Source organism: Streptomyces sp. NPDC014894, assembly GCF_043080985.1.
Lineage (GTDB): Bacteria > Actinomycetota > Actinomycetes > Streptomycetales > Streptomycetaceae > Streptomyces.
On sequence record NZ_JBIBWD010000002.1, the window covers coordinates 586777 to 601019 of the forward strand.

A 14243-nucleotide genomic window follows, 5' to 3' on the forward strand; every position below is an offset into this window, starting at 1 on the left:
CGCGTCGCCGTCGCGCTTCACGAAGAGCCCTCGCCGTAGCGGCCCCGGCCCCTTCCTCCTGTACGACGGCCGGGGGCGGGCGGCATCGGACGCTGCCGGTCGGGGCCCGGCTCGGCGCTCTTGAAGGACGCGGAGAGGGCGAAGATCGTTTCTCCCTCCTGTCGCGCCGTGACCCGCCGGGAGAGGTAGGAGCCGCCGTCGCGCAGTCGTTCGACGGCGTAGTCGATCGGCCGCCGGGTGTCGCCGGCGCGCGGGAAGCAGCCGTGGAGCGAGTGCGCGGTCCGGCCCTCGGGCACGGTCCGCGCGGCGGCGGTCAGCGCCTGGGCGACGACCTGGCCGCCGAAGGCGCGCGGCGGTTCGCCGTCGTGGCACACGCCCCGGACGAGGTCGTCGCCGAGCCGCTCCAGGCTCAGGCAGTTCATGAGGTCCATCGCGTGCGGGGTCGGCGGCCCCGTCGCCTCGCGGGGGCTCCTGTGTCCGGCCATGTCCTGGCGGTCCTTTCCCCTGGGGGCACGCCGATCCGGGTGGCCGGTCGTCCGGATCCACCGTGCGCCGGCGCGGTGCGGGAGGGCCCTCGGCGGTCGGCGCCGCGCTGCCGGTCCGGCGGTCCGCAGCGGTCCTGACCGCTCTCGTGAATCAATACTTCATCTCGTATCTTGCGTGAAGCCAGCCCTTGACAGCTGGTCAATCAGCTCGCAAACTCAAAATCCATTCACACAAAATCCCTTGGAGGACAGTGATGGGCCGTCGAGTGCTCGTGGCCGGCGTCGGGATGATTCCGTTCGCCAAGCCCGGCAGGAGCGACACGTACAACGTCATGGGCGAGCGCGCGATACGCGCCGCGCTCCAGGACGCCGGGATCGACTACGGTCTCGTCCAGCAGGCCTACGCCGGCTATGTCTACGGCGACTCCACCAGCGGCCAGGCCGCCCTCTACGGCGTGGGCATCACCGGAATCCCGGTCGTCAACGTCAACAACAACTGCGCCACCGGCTCCACCGCCCTCTGGCTGGCCAAGCAGGCCGTGGAGGCGGGCATCGTCGAGTGCGCCATCGCCGTCGGATTCGAGCAGATGCGGCCGGGCGCCCTGGTCAAGCACTGGGTCGGCGACCGCCCGAGCCCCACCAGCCGCTTCGACGCGGTCCTGGAGGAGCTGCACGGCATCGACGACTCCCTGCCGCGCGCCGCGCAGCTCTTCGGCGGCGCGGGCATCGAGTACGTGGAGAAGTACGGCGCCGACCCCGCGTTCTTCGCCAAGATCGCGGTCAAGTCCCGCGCCCACGCCGCGAACAACCCCTACTCGGTCTTCCGCACCCCGATCACGGAGCAGGAGGTGCTGGACTCACCGCACATCTTCGGCCCGGTGACCCGCCTCCAGGCCTGCCCGCCGACCTGCGGCGCCGGGGCGGCGATCCTCTGCTCCGAGGAGTTCGCCCGCAAGCACGGGCTGAGCCCCGAGGTCGCGATCAAGGCCCAGGCGTTCGTCTCGGACACCGAGACCAGCTTCGAGCCCAAGAGCATGATCGAGGTGGTCGGCGCGGGCCTGACCCGCCGGGCCGCGCGGCAGGTCTACGAGGCCGCGGGCGTCGAACCCCGCGACATCCGGGTCGTCGAGCTGCATGACTGCTTCACCGTCAACGAGGCCCTCACCTACGAGGCCCTGGGCCTCTGCGAGGAGGGCGGCGCGGAGAAGTTCGTGAACGACGGCCAGAACACCTACGGCGGACAGGTCGTCGTCGGAACCTCCGGCGGTCTGATGTCCAAGGGCCACCCGCTGGGCGCCACGGGCCTCGCGCAGTGCACCGAGCTGGTGTGGCAGCTGCGCGGCCAGGCGGAGGCCCGTCAGGTCGAGGGCGTCCATCTGGCCCTTCAGCACAACCTGGGCCTCGGCGGCGTCGGCGTCGTCACCCTCTACGAAAAGCTCTCCTGACGCCGCATCGACCCCGTTTTCCGAGCACACACACAGATCCGAGCGAGAGAGTGAGTATCCGATGGGACAGCTGGACGGCCGCGTAGCGGTGATCACCGGCGGCGGTGCCGGACTCGGCCGGGAGCACGCGCTGCTGTTCGCCGCCGAGGGGGCCAAGGTGGTCGTCAACGACCTGGCCCATGCCGAGGACGTGGTGAAGGAGATCAATGCCTCCGGAGGCGAGGCGGTGGCGGTCGAGGGCAGCGTCGCGGACATGGCCGTCGGCCGGCAGCTGGTCGCGGCGGCCCTGGACGCCTTCGGCGACCTGCACATCGTCGTCAACAACGCCGGGGTGATCCGTGACGCGATGCTGGTGAACATGACCGAGGAGCAGTTCGACCTGGTGGTCGGCGTCCACCTCAAGGGCTCCTTCTCGGTCGCCCAGGCGGCGGCGCGCTACTGGCGCGAGCGCTCCAAGGCGGGCGTCACCGCCGACCGAGCGCTCGTCCAGACGTCCTCCGGAGCCGGGCTGCACGGCAACATCGGCCAGTGGAACTACTCTGCGGCCAAGGCGGGACTGGCGATCCAGGTCGTCAACGCCGCCCGGGAGCTGGGCCGCTACGGCGTACGGGCCAACGCCATCGCCCCGATCGGGCGCACCGAGCCGGTGACCGCCACCCCGGGCATCGGCGCCGCCGTCGCCGCCCCGCAGGACGAGCGGGCCTTCGACCGCTACCACCCGAAGCACATCTCGCCGCTGGTCGCCTATCTGTCGACGGCCGGCTGCCCCTTCACCGGCCAGGTCTTCTCGGTCCACGGCGGCCATGTCGGACTCTACGCCGGCCACTCGCTGGGCCACGCCGTCAACTCCGCGGACCACCAGTGGTCGGTGGCCGAGCTGTCCCGGGTCATGGGCGCCGACGACTTCCCGAAGTCGATCGGGATCACCCGCCAGCGCATCGTGCCGCAGGGCGGTGCCGCGTGACCGCGTACGAGTTCCCGGTCGACCACAGCAAGATCCGCGAGTTCGCGGCCGCGGTGAAGTCGGAGCACCCGGCGCACCGGGCCGCCGCCCCCGTCATCCCGCCGACCATGCTCACCAGCGCCCGGCTGATCTGGGAGGACCCGGAGCGCTCGATCACCCGGCTGACGGGCTTCGACCGCAGCCGCATCCTGCACGGCGAGGAGGAGTACGTCTTCCACGGCCCGCTGCCGCGCGCCGGGCAGACGCTCCACTGCGACACCAGGGTCACCGACCGGTTCGAGAAGCCGGGCAAGCGCGGCGGAGTGATGAAGTTCGCCAAGCTGGTGACCGAGTTCCGCGACGAGCACGGCGTCCTGGTCGCCGAGCAGAACAGCACCATCGTCGAGACGGCCCGCCCGCCCAAGACCGAGGAGGAGCAGGCATGAGCACGACCACCCCGCCGGCCCTGACCGTGGGCCAGGAGGCCGAGCCGCGCGTCTTCGCGCCGATGACCCGCACCGACTACGTCAAGTACCAGGGCGCGTCCGGCGACTTCCACCCGCTGCACCACGACGAGGTGTACGCGCGGTCGGTCGGCTTTCCGAGCGTCTTCTCCGTCGGCATGCTCCAGGCCGGCATGCTCGCCACCTACGTCACCGACTGGCTGGGCGTGGAGGAGATCCGCCGGTTCAAGGTCCGCTTCGTCGACCAGATGTGGCCGGGCGACGAACTGACCTGCCTCGCCAAGGTCGCCGGGCTGACCGACGAGCCGGGCGGCGGCACCCGGGTGGTCCTCGAACTGAAGGCCCTGCGCCAGACGGGGACCCCGGCGCTGCTCGGCTCGGCCGAGTTCGTCCTCGACCGGACCGGCTCCGGGGACTGAGGCGCGCCGGGCCCCGGGCCCGGTCGCGCGCCCCTCGACCCGGTCGCCCGGACGGCGCTCCGGCCGGCCGGGCCCCGCCCACTTCCAGCGCTCCACCACCGGCCCGCCGACGCCGGAAGAATCCTCAAACGGGAACTGCGCGACAACCACCGAGGCTGAATCCGCCGCACCGGTCGCCCACCCTGGACAGAAACGAGAACCGCACATGAAGCGCAGCATCTTCGACGAGGACCACGATGCCTTTCGCGCGACGATCCGTGAGTTCGTCGAGAAGGAGGTCACGCCCCACTTCGAGGAGTGGGAGCGGAACAACGTCGTCGACCGCGAGATCTTCCGCAAGCTCGGCGCCCTGGGCGTCATGGGCTTCGGCATCCCCGAGGAGTACGGCGGCAGCGGCGACATCAGCTACAAGTACGCGGTCGTCATCTCCGAGGAGTGCGCCCGGGCCGCGGTCTCGCTGGGCCACTACGGCGTCTCCACCGGGATCGTCCTCCCCTATCTGCTGCACCTCGCCGACGAGCGGCAGAAGGCGCGCTGGTTCCCCGGGACGGCCTCCGGCGACATCATGCTGTGCGTGGCGATGACCGAGCCGGGCACCGGCTCCGACCTGGCGGGCATCCGGACGACCGCCAAGCTCTCCGAGGACGGGACCCACTACGTCCTGAACGGCTCCAAGACCTTCATCACCGGCGCCCGCAACTCCGAATGGTGCCTGGTCGCCGCGCGTACCTCCGCCCCCACCGAGGAGAACCGCCGCCACGGACTGAGCCTGCTCATGGTGCCCACCGACAGCGAGGGCTTCGGCCTCGGCCGCAAGCTGGAGAAGATCGGCCTGCGCTCCTCCGACACCAACGAACTCTCCTTCACCGATGTCCGGGTCCCCGTCGAGAACCTCCTCGGCGAGGAGGGCAGGGGCTTCTCCTACCTCGGCCGGAACCTGGCCCGGGAACGGCTCCAGATCGGCGTGGTCGCCGCCGCCAACGCGGCCGCCGCGATCGAGTTCACCAAGGAGTACACCCGGCAGCGGCAGGTCTTCGGCAAGCCCGTGGCCTCCTTCCAGAACACCAAATTCGTGCTGGCGGAGTGCGCGACGGAGGTCGAGGCGCTCCAGGCCATGGTGGACAGGGCCATCGAGCTGGAGGACGCCCGCGAACTGACGCCCGTCGACGCGGCCAAGGTCAAGCTCTTCGGTACGGAGGTGGCCGGCCGGGTCATCGACAAGTGCCTCCAGCTGCACGGCGGTTACGGCTACATGCTGGAGTACCCGATCGCCCGGCTCTACGCCGACACCCGCGTCAACCGCATCTACGGCGGCACCTCCGAGGTCATGAAGACCATCATCGCCAAGGACCTGGCTCTCTAGGCGGGCGGACGCGGACCCGGAAGGAGACAAGGTGCGGGACCAGACGCGCGGGAGGCCCAGGGCCGCGGTGACCCGCAGACCGCCCGACCGCAGGGAGCGGATCCGCGCCACGGCGACCGAACTCTTCCTGGAGCGCGGCTATCACAACGTCTCCGTGACCGACGTGGCCGATGTCCTGGGCATCACCCCGTCCGCCCTGTACCACCACTACCGGAACAAGCAGGACCTGCTCTTCCACACGGTGCTCCACGGTCTGGACACCGTGGACGCGATGATCCGGGACGCCGGCGGGCTCGACGAGGCGCTCGGGTCGCTGGCGGCGCTCGCCACCGGACCGCGCAAGGTGTTCGCCGCCTGGGAGCGCGAGGCCCGCAATCTCGGCGGCTCCCAGCGCGAAGCCGTACGCGAACGGCAGACCGAGGTCTTCGCCCGCTTCGGCAGGCTGCTGCGGACGGCCCGCCCGGAACTCGGAGCGCCCGACGCCGAACTGATCGTCCACGCCGTCCTGGGCGCGTTCGGCAGCAGACGCAGGCACCGCATCCGGCTGCCCCGCCGCCGGCACGAGCAGCTGATGCGTCATATCGGCGCCGTGATCGCCCACGGCCCGCTGCCGGACGGCGGCGCCGCGGGGGAGACGGAGCGGCCCGCCCCGGCCGGGGCCGACCTCGGCACCGGGCTCAGAATGCCCCGGCGGGACCGCATCCTGACCGAGGCGATCCGCCTCTTCGACGAACGCGGCTACCAGTCGGTGACCATGGCCGACATCGGCGAGGCCGTCGGCATCGTCGCATCCGGGGTCTACCGGCACTTCCCCGGAAAATCCGATCTCCTGGTCGCGGCGACCAACCGGGGCGGCGAACAGATCCGGGCCGCGGCACAACAGGCCCTGCTCCGGGCGACGGCCCCCGCCCAGGCGCTGGAGCGCCTCCTCCACGCCCATATCGCCGTCTCCGTCGAGAACGCGCACCTGATCGGCATCCTCGGCAACGAACGCGACCAACTGCCCGAAGCGGAACGCACGGCGCTGCGCCGCACCCAGGCCGCCTATCTGGACCTCTGGCTCCAGGCCCTCGGCGCGCTGCATCCGGACGAGGACCGGGCCGAACTGAAGATCGTCATCCACGCCGCCCACGCCATGACGTCCTACGTCATCCGCTCGGCCCGCGACCGTCCGAGGCCCGACCTCTCCGAACGTCTCACCGACCTGGCCACCCGCCTGCTGCTCGACCGTTGACGTGCGACGTGCGACGTGCGACGCGGCGACGCCGGTGACGACCGTGGACCGCTCCGGCTGCCCGGACAGCGCAGCGAGACACCCGCACATCCGCACCCTGGGGAGACATCGTGAAACGCACCCTCTACACCGAGGAGCACGAGGCGTTCCGGCGCACGGTACGCGCCTTCATCGCCGAGGAGGTCACCCCCCGCTTCCACGAGTGGGAGGAGGCCCGGCGCACACCGCGCGAGCTGTTCCACAAGCTCGGCGACCTGGGCGTGATGGGGTTCGACATCCCGGAGGAGTACGGAGGTCCGGGAGAGACCAGCTTCAAGTACCAGGCGATCATCGCCGAGGAGACCGCCGCCGCGGCGGGCGTCTCGTTCGCGCACTACACCGTGACCACCAGCATCGTGCTGCCGTATCTGCTGCATCTCGCCGACGAGAAGCAGAAGCGGCGCTGGCTGCCGGACATCGCCACCGGCCGGACCGTGCTGTGCATCGCCATGACCGAGCCGGGCACCGGCTCCGACCTGGCGGGCATCCGGACGACCGCCAAGCTCTCCGAGGACGGGACCCACTACGTCCTGAACGGCTCCAAGACCTTCATCACCGGCGCGCTCAACTCCGAACTGTGCCTGGTCGCGGCCCGCACCTCGGCCGCCACGCCCGAGAACCGCCGGGCCGGTCTGACGCTGCTGGTCGTCCCCACCGACAGCGCGGGCTTCGGCTGCGGCAAGCAGCTGGAGAAGATCGGTCTGCACGCCCGTGACACCTCCGAGCTGCACTTCACCGACGTACGGGTCCCGGTGGAGAACGTCCTCGGCGAGGTGGGCGAGGGCTTCTCCTACCTCGGCCGGAACCTGCCCCGGGAGAGGCTGTCCATCGGCGTCAACGCCGTCGCCGCCGCGGCCGCCGCGATCCGGCTCACCGCCGACCACGTGCGCGACCGGACCGTCTTCGGCACACCGGTCGCCTCCTTCCAGAACACCGAGTTCGTCCTCGCCGAGTGCGAGACGGAGGTCACGGCGGCACAGGCGATGACCGACCGGGGCATCGAACTGGACGACGCGGGACAGCTGACGGCGGCCGACGCCGCCCGGATCAAGCTGTTCTGCACGGAAGCGGCGGGCCGGGTCATCGACAAGTGCCTCCAGCTGCAAGGCGGCTACGGCTACACGCTGGAGTACCCGATCGCCCGCCTCTACGCCGACACCCGGGTCTCCCGTATCTACGGCGGCACCTCCGAGGTGCTGAAGACGATCATCGCCAAGGACATGGGCCTGTAGGACCCCGCACTCACCCGAGGAAAGGAACAGCACCATGGGAACACTGGACGGCAGGACGGCCCTCGTCTCCGGCTCCGGCCGGGGCATCGGCCGGGAGATCGCCCTGCGCCTCGCGTCCGAAGGAGCCTCCGTCGTGGTCAACGACCTCGACCGGGAGCCCGCCGAGCAGACCGCCGCCGACATCACCGCGGCCGGCGGCGACGCCGTGGTCTGCGCCGGCTCGGTCGTCGAGGAGGGCTTCGCCGAGCGGTTCGTCGCCACCGCCGTCGATTCCTTCGGCGGGCTGGACATCATCGTCAACAACGCCGGATACACCTGGGACACCGTCATCCAGAAGATGACCGACGAGCAGTGGGACGCGATCCTCGACGTCAACCTCAAGGCGCCCTTCCGGATCCTGCGCGCCGCCCAGCCCTACTTCCGCGACAACCCCGTCGACCACCACCGCAAGGTCGTCAACGTCTCCTCCACCTCCGGCTTCTACGGCAACGCCGGTCAGGCCAACTACGGAGCCGCCAAGGCCGGCCTGATCGGTCTGACCAAGACCATGGCCAAGGAGTGGGGCCGCTACAAGGTCAACGTCAACGCCGTCGCCTTCGGCTTCATCCTGACCCGGATGACCGAGGTCACCGCCGCCGACAACGCCACCCTGGAGATCGACGGCCGGGAGATCCGGGTCGGGCTGAACCCCGACCGGGCCGCCACGGCGGCCAAGACCATTCCCTTCGGCCGACCCGGCACACCCCGGGAGGCCGCCGGCGCCGTGTACCTGCTGTGCACACCGGACGCCGACTACATCAACAGCCAGTGCGTCGTCGTCGACGCCGGCCGAGTCTGACGAGCAGCGGAAGAACGAGGTCCACCCATGTCCGTGTCCGATCCCCGCGATCCCCTTGGTCTCGACACCCTGCTCAGCGACGAGGAGCGCGCCGTCCGCGACACCGTCCGGAGCTGGTGCCGGGACCGTGTACTGCCCTGCATATCTGACTGGTACGAGGCGGGCGAGCTGCCCGGGGTCCGGGAGCTGGCCCGCGAACTGGGCGGAATCGGCGCGCTGGGCATGCATCTGGAGGGGTACGGCTGCGCCGGGGCCACCGCCGTCCAGTACGGCCTGGCCTGCCTGGAGCTGGAGGCCGCCGATTCCGGCCTGCGCTCGCTGGTGTCGGTACAGGGTTCCCTGGCCATGTACGCCATTCACCGCTGGGGCGCCGAGGAGCAGAAGCGGCAGTGGCTGCCGCGGATGGCCTCCGGCGAAATCATCGGCTGCTTCGGCCTGACCGAACCGGACCACGGCTCCGACCCGGCCTCCCTGCGCACCGTCGCCCAACGGGACGGCGCGGACTGGATCCTGACCGGACGCAAAATGTGGATCACCAACGGCTCGGTCGCCGGTGTCGCCGTGGTCTGGGCCCGGACCGACGAGGGCATACGCGGCTTCCTCGTCCCGGCGGACGCCGCGGGCTTCTCCGCCCCGGAGATCAAGCACAAGGGCTCGCTGAGGGCGTCGGTCACCAGCGAACTCGTCCTGGACGGCGTACGACTGCCCGGCGACGCGGCCTTCCCCGAGGTGCGCGGGCTCCGCGGCCCGCTGTCCTGCCTCAATCAGGCGCGGTACGGCATCGTCTGGGGGGCGCTGGGCGCCGCCCGCACCTGTCTGGAGACCGCCCGCGAGTACAGCGTCACCCGTGAACAGTTCGGCAGGCCCATCGGCGGCTTCCAGCTCACCCAGGCCAAGCTCGCCGACATGTCCCTGGAGCTGAACAAGGGTCTGCTCCTCGCCCTGCACCTCGGCCGCCGTATGGACGCCGGCGTCCTGCGGCCGGAACAGGTCAGCTACGGCAAGCTCAACAGCGTCCGCGAGGCCATCGACATCGCCCGCACCAGCCGCACCATCCTCGGCGCGAACGGCATCAGCCACGAGTACCCGATCATGCGCCACGCCGACAACCTGGAGTCGGTGCTCACCTACGAGGGCACCCCCGAGATGCACCAACTGGTCATCGGCAAGACGCTGACGGGCCAGGACGCCTTCCGCTAGGCCGCCCCCGCCGCCCTGCCCCCGCCCGGCCCGTCGACCGCCGGGACGGACTCCGGCGCCCGGTGCGCGACCGCTCCGGGCGCAGAGGCGGCGCGCGGCCGTTTCGGCTTCTTCGGGTCGCGGCCGAGGCGCGCGGTCGACCGGCGGTGGCCGAGCGGGGTCAGGGCGACCCGCCGGGCGATCGCGATCGCGATCCGGCCGTCGGCGTCGATCCCGGCGCCGACGGCGCTACTTCCCGGCAGTGCCGGGTTCCCCGCCGATCGACTCCTGGTAGACGTCCGCGTAGGTGGGCGAGTCCTTGATCAGGTCGTCGCAGAACGCGGCGACGTCGCTGCCGATGAGTTCCAGCACGCCCCTGCCCGCAGCCGCGCCCCCCTCGAAGAAGTCGACGATCCCGGGGAGCAGGGGCCCGTCGGGCAGGTCGACCGGACCGACCTTGAACAGGTACTTCCGCATCTCCTGGTAGACGATCCGGTAGTCCGGCGGCAGCGCCTTGACCCGGGCCGTGTGCGCCCGCCACTGCTTCTTGCCCTCGATGATGTCCTGGATGCCCATGTCAGCCTCCCAGCCGGCTCAGTTTCCTCGCGACGTTCCTGTTCAACTGCTCGCGCCAGCGGTCGCGATAGGTCCGGGCGCCTTCCCCGCCCGCCAGCGCCGCGCTGAAGCCCCGGATGTCGTCGCCGAGGACCTCGTGGACGTTCTGCCCGTCGGCCGCCGTCTCTTCGAGCAGCCCCAGGGCGGCGTCGAGGATCGGCATCAGATTGCGGCCGGTGAAGTCCCCGTGGGGGAGGAGGTGTTCCTTGATCTGCTCCCACGCGGCCCGGCAGTCGTCCGGCAGTGCCTCGGCCCGGTCCTCGAACGCTTTCCAGTCCCTGGTGAGATCGCTGCCTGTGACGGTTTCCCAGAAGTTCATCTCCCGCCTTCCTTGAGCCTGTCGATGCGTGACGAGAGGTACTGCCATCTCGTCCAGAACCTCGCGAGTTCCTCGCGCCCGGCGTCGTTGAGCGCGTAGAACTTGCGCGGCGGACCGACTCCGGACGGCCGTTTGGCCACCTGGACGAGGCGCTTCCTCTCCAGCCGCAGCAAGATGGTGTACACCGTCCCCTCGACGACGTCGGCGAAGCCGAGCTCGTTCAGCCGGCGGGTGACGGCGTAGCCGTAGGTCTCCTCGCTGCCGATGATTTCGAGCACGCATCCTTCGAGCGTGCCCTTGAGCATCTCCGTCAGGTCGTCCATGGCGAGTCCTCTCCGGCCCAGCAGTACTGCGTAGTACTGAGTACCACTATACGGTATCACCGAGTAGTGGGGTTGTCCGTGCGGCGGTCTCGCCTTCCGCGGGCTCAGGGCCTCTTCCGCCCGGTACGCCGAACGCGGCGGCGCGTCCCTCGTCAACGGCCCGGCCCGGACCGGTCGTACGAGGGCGCCGAAGGGCCCGGGCTGATCCGGCCGGGCGGGGCGGCGGGCGACCCGCGCCGGCCGGCCCGGCCCGGACGTCCGAGCGGGGCGCGCCGCCTCAGCGGCCCGGGCCCCTCGGCGGCGTCAGGCGGACGAGTCCGCTCAGCGCGTGGTCACCCGGAAGGTGCTGAGCACGGCCTTGTGGTCGGTGGGCCAGGTCCAGGTGGGCTCCCAGAACCTTTCCCTGCGGGACTCCTCCACGCGTTCGTTGCGCACGATGGTGCTGGACGGTCCGACGATCACGCTGTCGAGCAGCCGGATCCGCCGGTCCGGGTGGTAGAAGACGAAGTCGATCCGGTCCCGCTCGTCGGCCTTCGGGGCCCAGGTGAGCTGGCTGACGTCGGCGCCCGGATTGTCGCTCGGCCAGGTGAAGCCCGGCCTGCGGACCGGGTCCGGGTGGATCACGCGATAGCTGTCGCGGAAGCCGGCGTCCTCGATCGCCTTCGTCGTCGACCACGTGACGACGGCGCCGTTGTGGTCGAACAGATTCCGGGTCCGGCGGTTCCAGTCCCGGTGGGAGGGCTCGTTGAAGTCCCCGGCCAGCAGCGTCAGCCGGCCCTTGGCCCGTTCCTTCGCGGCGTCCGCGAGCACCGTTCTCGTCACCTTCGTACGCCCCGAGGCCGCGTTGAGCCGCGTGATCAGGCCGGCGTCGGTGATCGGCCCGGTCGGGATCTCGTTCCAGCCGTACTCGGAGGTCTCCAGGGGCGACGGTGTGCCGCCGCCGTAGCCGCGCGGCAGATAGTTGAGGTAATAGCGGTACTCCAGGTGCCCGGAGTACGCCGCGACCTCGGTGCCGTCGACCGAAACGACCGCCTTCGACCAGTACGGGAAGGACGCGTGCTCGACGATCGGGTAGCGCGAGATCACGGCGGGGTCGGACGGGTTCTCGTTGTCGAAGTAGGTCAGCCCGCGCTCGGCGAGATCGGCGAGGAGATGGGCCACCCGCTCCGGATTCGACTCGCTGAGCATCACCACGTCCGGCTTGACCGCGGCGATGGTGTCGGCGATGCCCGCCCGGCCGCCCTGCACCCGGCTGCCGCCGAGCCAGATGTTGAACTGCATGACCTTGAGCGTGCGGTGCGAGGGCCGGCGGTGCCGCCGCCCGTCCTGCGGGGCGGCCTCGGCCGTGCCCATCGCCAGCACTCCCGCGCCGACGGTCGCGCCGACCATCCCGAGCAGCTCACGACGCTTGACCATCCATGACCTCCAGTAATTGCCCTGCGTCCCCGGCCCGGTCACTGTTCGACACGCGCCGGGACGAGTCTCAAGGGCTCTCGTGTATGACGCGTGAACCCGGGCGCAACGTCAGATGTTGAATGATCAATAGCGCCGCCGCGGCGCGGGGGCGGCCGCCTGCCTCGACGCGACGGCCGCCGGCCGCCGCCCCGCCGCTTCCGGCGGCAGCGGCCGAGCCGGAGCCGCTCGCCGTCCGCCCCCGGGAGGTGCGGGAATCTCCCCGCCGTACGGGACCGCCCCAACGGTCCACGAGCAGCGGGGGCATGATCGGCGGACGACGGCCACCCTCCCCTCAGCACCACTGCCGAACTGGGGTTTTCCCCAGTCCGGGGATGGGTGGTGACCTCATGGTGCGGCAGGCGCCGTCGATGAGTTCATTGATCACGGAGAGGGCGACGCGCTCGAGTCCGCGAGGGCTCGGGCCGTCGGCACGAGGGACAGGCGCGCAGGGCGGCATGCCGTCGTGCGGCACCGTGGTCGGCCCCCGCATCGCCCGCTCGACGCGACGGCCGCCCGGCAGAGGCGGACGGCCGCGTGGGTTCATCTGACATCCCACCGATTTGAGGCACATCAGCATGACGCAGACACCGAACTCCGCTCCCGGCGCCGGTCCGCGCCCCGCTCTCCTGCGGCGCGGGCGGAGCCTGATCGCCGTGACCGCGGCGCTCGCCCTGGCCCCCCTGGCGATGCCGCTCTCCACGGCATGGGCGGATTCGGACAAGCGGTCCTCCGGCTACACCAAGGCCGATCTCCAGCGGGACCTGGACGCTCTCACCGCCGAGGACGGCGTGGTGGGCGCGCAGGCCACGCTGGTGAAGGGCGAGGACCGGATCGGCGTCCGCAGCGGCACCGCCGAGCTGGGGACCGAGCGCCCGATGCCGAAGCAGGGCTTCTTCCGCATGGGCAGCAACACCAAGACCTTCGTCTCCACGGTGATCCTGCAACTGGTCGGCGAGGGCAGGATGAGACTCGACGACACGGTGGAGGACTGGCTGCCGGGAGTGGTCAAGGGCAACGGCCACGACGGCGGGCGCATCACCGTCCGCCATCTGCTCCAGCACACCAGCGGTCTGCCGGACTACGCGGGGAGCATGCCGGGCATCACCACGGCCGACGGCTTCCAGAAGGACCGCTACACCGCCTTCGAGCCGCGCGAACTGGTCGCCCTGGGCCTCAAGACCCCACCGCTCTTCGCCCCCGGTCACGGCTGGAGCTACTCCAACACGGGCTACATACTCGCCGGAATGGTCATCGAGAAGGTGACCGGGAACCACTGGAGCCACGAGGTCCGCTCACGGATCGCCAAGCCGCTCGGGCTGAAGCACACGTACTCCCCGGGCAGCGATCCCGCCCTGCCCGGGCCGCACGCCCGCGCCTACATGCAGTTCGGCGAGAAGGCCCCGCTGGTCGAGGCCACCCGGCTCAACATGTCCTGGGGGGATTCCGCCGGTGATCTCATCACCACCCCCCACGACCTCGCCCGCTTCTGGCAGGGCCTGCTCGGCGGCGAACTGCTGAAGCCGCGCCTGCTGGCCGAGATGCGGAAGACCGTACCGACGCCCGGCGGAAGCGAAGCCTCCGGAGTCCGGGCCGGACTCGGCATCTTCAAGACGTCGCTGAGCTGCGGCGGCAGCGGCTGGGGCCACGGCGGCACCACCCTCGGCCATCTCAACGGCAACGCCTTCACCGACGACGGCCGGCGCGGCGTGATCACCCTGCGCTCCACCAACCTCGCCCACATGGACCGCGACGTCCGCAACGACCGGCTCCTCGACAAGGCCCTCTGCAAGACGCGCTGAGCACCGCCTCCAGGAGGATCCGCGGCCCGCGTCCGCCGGGGGCCGCGGAACCCTCCGACCACTCCCGCACGGTCCGGCCCCGGCCGGCAGG

At 70.8% G+C, this 14243-nt stretch carries 15 protein-coding genes; 10 read left to right on the plus strand and 5 right to left on the minus strand.

Annotated features, from left to right (window positions below):
* Window positions 1-17: 17 nt before the first annotated feature.
* The gene (locus ACF089_RS06575; RefSeq protein ID WP_392022681.1) at window positions 18-485 is read right to left on the minus strand and encodes an acyl-CoA thioesterase; all 468 of its coding nucleotides are present in this window, start codon (window positions 483-485) and stop codon (window positions 18-20) included.
* Window positions 486-739: 254 nt separating this feature from the next.
* Here ACF089_RS06575 and ACF089_RS06580 point away from each other — a divergent pair, with 254 nt between their 5' ends.
* From ACF089_RS06580 to ACF089_RS06620, 9 genes are all read left to right on the plus strand, one after another.
* Window positions 740-1930 carry a lipid-transfer protein gene (locus ACF089_RS06580; RefSeq protein ID WP_392022683.1) on the plus strand — a complete coding sequence of 397 codons (1191 nt, stop codon included), beginning with the start codon at window positions 740-742 and terminating at the stop codon, window positions 1928-1930.
* A 61-nt stretch (window positions 1931-1991) separates the two neighbouring features.
* Window positions 1992-2894, plus strand: a complete 903-nt coding sequence (locus ACF089_RS06585; RefSeq protein ID WP_392022685.1) for an SDR family NAD(P)-dependent oxidoreductase — start codon at window positions 1992-1994, stop codon at window positions 2892-2894.
* Window positions 2891-3319 (plus strand): MaoC family dehydratase N-terminal domain-containing protein, encoded by a 429-nt coding sequence (locus ACF089_RS06590; protein WP_392022687.1) that lies wholly within the window; start codon window positions 2891-2893, stop codon window positions 3317-3319. The genes ACF089_RS06585 and ACF089_RS06590 overlap by 4 nt, the downstream gene beginning before the upstream one ends.
* A complete protein-coding gene (locus ACF089_RS06595) occupies window positions 3316-3756 on the plus strand; it encodes a MaoC/PaaZ C-terminal domain-containing protein (protein ID WP_392022690.1) in 441 nt (146 codons plus the stop codon). Before ACF089_RS06590 ends, ACF089_RS06595 begins: the two co-directional genes overlap by 4 nt.
* 205 nt (window positions 3757-3961) lie before the next feature.
* The gene (locus ACF089_RS06600; protein ID WP_392022693.1) at window positions 3962-5119 is read left to right on the plus strand and encodes an acyl-CoA dehydrogenase family protein; all 1158 of its coding nucleotides are present in this window, start codon (window positions 3962-3964) and stop codon (window positions 5117-5119) included.
* 31 nt (window positions 5120-5150) lie between these two features.
* Window positions 5151-6353, plus strand: coding sequence for a TetR/AcrR family transcriptional regulator (locus tag ACF089_RS06605; protein WP_392022696.1), 1203 nt, complete (start codon window positions 5151-5153; stop codon window positions 6351-6353).
* A gap of 110 nt (window positions 6354-6463) precedes the next feature.
* Window positions 6464-7624, plus strand: a complete 1161-nt coding sequence (locus ACF089_RS06610; protein ID WP_392022698.1) for an acyl-CoA dehydrogenase family protein — start codon at window positions 6464-6466, stop codon at window positions 7622-7624.
* Window positions 7625-7658: 34 nt separating this feature from the next.
* Window positions 7659-8462 carry an SDR family NAD(P)-dependent oxidoreductase gene (locus tag ACF089_RS06615; RefSeq protein WP_392022700.1) on the plus strand — a complete coding sequence of 268 codons (804 nt, stop codon included), beginning with the start codon at window positions 7659-7661 and terminating at the stop codon, window positions 8460-8462.
* 27 nt (window positions 8463-8489) lie between these two features.
* The gene (locus ACF089_RS06620) at window positions 8490-9662 is read left to right on the plus strand and encodes an acyl-CoA dehydrogenase family protein (RefSeq protein ID WP_392022703.1); all 1173 of its coding nucleotides are present in this window, start codon (window positions 8490-8492) and stop codon (window positions 9660-9662) included.
* Between the two features lie 228 nt (window positions 9663-9890).
* Here the strand turns inward: ACF089_RS06620 and ACF089_RS06625 are convergent, their stop codons facing one another.
* The 4 genes from ACF089_RS06625 to ACF089_RS06640 form a co-directional block, all read right to left on the minus strand.
* Entirely contained in the window at window positions 9891-10217 is a 327-nt protein-coding gene (locus ACF089_RS06625) for a DUF1048 domain-containing protein (protein WP_392022706.1), read from the minus strand.
* Between the two features lies 1 nt (window position 10218).
* The gene (locus tag ACF089_RS06630) at window positions 10219-10575 is read right to left on the minus strand and encodes a DUF1048 domain-containing protein (RefSeq protein ID WP_392022708.1); all 357 of its coding nucleotides are present in this window, start codon (window positions 10573-10575) and stop codon (window positions 10219-10221) included.
* On the minus strand, window positions 10572-10898 hold the full coding sequence (locus ACF089_RS06635; RefSeq protein ID WP_392022711.1) for a PadR family transcriptional regulator: 327 nt from the start codon (window positions 10896-10898) through the stop codon (window positions 10572-10574). Before ACF089_RS06635 ends, ACF089_RS06630 begins: the two co-directional genes overlap by 4 nt.
* Window positions 10899-11219: 321 nt before the next feature.
* Window positions 11220-12314: an endonuclease/exonuclease/phosphatase family protein gene (locus ACF089_RS06640; RefSeq protein WP_392022714.1), complete on the minus strand. Its 1095-nt coding sequence runs from the start codon at window positions 12312-12314 to the stop codon at window positions 11220-11222.
* A gap of 614 nt (window positions 12315-12928) precedes the next feature.
* On the opposite strand from ACF089_RS06640, the gene ACF089_RS06645 reads away from it, so the two are divergent.
* Window positions 12929-14152 (plus strand): serine hydrolase domain-containing protein, encoded by a 1224-nt coding sequence (locus ACF089_RS06645; RefSeq protein WP_392022716.1) that lies wholly within the window; start codon window positions 12929-12931, stop codon window positions 14150-14152.
* Window positions 14153-14243: the final 91 nt, after the last annotated feature.

Coding starts and splice junctions, on each gene's coding strand:
- ACF089_RS06600 (WP_392022693.1), top strand. CDS start 3,962: ATGAAGCGCAGCATCTTCGACGAGGACCACGATGCCTTTCGCGCGACG.
- ACF089_RS06630 (WP_392022708.1), bottom strand. CDS start 10,575: ATGAACTTCTGGGAAACCGTCACAGGCAGCGATCTCACCAGGGACTGG.
- ACF089_RS06625 (WP_392022706.1), bottom strand. CDS start 10,217: ATGGGCATCCAGGACATCATCGAGGGCAAGAAGCAGTGGCGGGCGCAC.
- ACF089_RS06595 (WP_392022690.1), top strand. CDS start 3,316: ATGAGCACGACCACCCCGCCGGCCCTGACCGTGGGCCAGGAGGCCGAG.
- ACF089_RS06585 (WP_392022685.1), top strand. CDS start 1,992: ATGGGACAGCTGGACGGCCGCGTAGCGGTGATCACCGGCGGCGGTGCC.
- ACF089_RS06615 (WP_392022700.1), top strand. CDS start 7,659: ATGGGAACACTGGACGGCAGGACGGCCCTCGTCTCCGGCTCCGGCCGG.
- ACF089_RS06575 (WP_392022681.1), bottom strand. CDS start 485: ATGGCCGGACACAGGAGCCCCCGCGAGGCGACGGGGCCGCCGACCCCG.
- ACF089_RS06635 (WP_392022711.1), bottom strand. CDS start 10,898: ATGGACGACCTGACGGAGATGCTCAAGGGCACGCTCGAAGGATGCGTG.
- ACF089_RS06645 (WP_392022716.1), top strand. CDS start 12,929: ATGACGCAGACACCGAACTCCGCTCCCGGCGCCGGTCCGCGCCCCGCT.
- ACF089_RS06620 (WP_392022703.1), top strand. CDS start 8,490: ATGTCCGTGTCCGATCCCCGCGATCCCCTTGGTCTCGACACCCTGCTC.
- ACF089_RS06580 (WP_392022683.1), top strand. CDS start 740: ATGGGCCGTCGAGTGCTCGTGGCCGGCGTCGGGATGATTCCGTTCGCC.
- ACF089_RS06640 (WP_392022714.1), bottom strand. CDS start 12,314: ATGGTCAAGCGTCGTGAGCTGCTCGGGATGGTCGGCGCGACCGTCGGC.